Source organism: Bacillus sp. 05T31 (assembly GCF_056396725.1).
This window is the reverse complement of the sequence record NZ_JBFTMA010001078.1, coordinates 1-972: the sequence shown is the minus strand read 5'-3', so window position 1 is coordinate 972 and position 972 is coordinate 1. Positions and strand designations below refer to the sequence as shown.

Genomic DNA, 972 nt, shown 5'->3' with positions numbered 1-972 from the left:
GTATATGCTTGATAAGACGTATCATATGATACTTGTTTCACAACATAATCATGAATAGCTTTCACTTTTTCATGTTCATCCATGCCTTGTTTAATGATAGAATTTACAATTGCTTTCGCCTGAGACTTTACATACTGTGTTTGCTCTTTTGATTCACGATACTTCACTTGTAATGTAAATGTATAATTCCCAGGCATCCCTTTTATAGAATATTTAGTAGACGCTACATTATATTTTACATACTCATCAGCATCTACAATTTTATTAAACTCGCCATACAATTGGTCCATAATATTTCTAGCATTTCTATCTTTTGTTTTATATGTGATTGTAATATTTTCTTCTCTATTATCAATCTGTTTTTTTAATTCTTTTCTGAAATCATTTAACAACTTTGCATCTGATTGTGTTGTCACTGTAGTCGGATTCGTAGCCGCATAAGATACAGCTGACGCCTGTAAGCCTCCCATTACTATAGTTGAACAAAGTGCGGCAGCTGTCACATACTTACTTGTCTTTCCCATCTTGTCACTCCTTACATTCTATAACTATACAAAAAGTATCGTATAGTTTCAGAGTATACAATACTTTTCAAAATAGGTCATATGAGATTATGCATATTTAACATTTTTAAAAGGGTTGTTCTTTTAGAAAAAGAACAACCCTTTTTTTAGCAAGTTTGCAACACACAGCATGTATTTTCAAAATGGCGATTTTTCAAGTCTTCATTTCCAATACAGAAATAAAGCATCCCTAAATCTCCCCACATCATATTACAATTTTTAGTATCTGAATCAATTTGGAATAAGAGCGTCATATGCTGTGGATCTATCCCCATATATTGTCCAGTCTCGTACAATACCTCACCTTGTACAGAGAATGGTTCTCCAAACATTTGATGATTATCATAGTTGTCTGGGATTAGCTCTTCAAGTAATTGCAAGAAACGATCTGAATCCGCCTCATCTTCAA

At 33.0% G+C, this 972-nt stretch carries 1 protein-coding gene and 1 pseudogene; both read right to left on the bottom strand.

Annotated elements, in window-relative coordinates; all coding sequences use genetic code 11:
• A pseudogene (locus tag AC1DJR_RS31460) lies at positions 1 to 524 on the bottom strand (transglutaminase domain-containing protein); the annotation flags it as partial.
• A 146-nt stretch (positions 525 to 670) separates the two neighbouring features.
• A partial coding sequence (locus tag AC1DJR_RS31455; protein WP_477004410.1) for a DUF1963 domain-containing protein occupies positions 671 to 972 on the bottom strand: 302 nt, incomplete at its 5' end.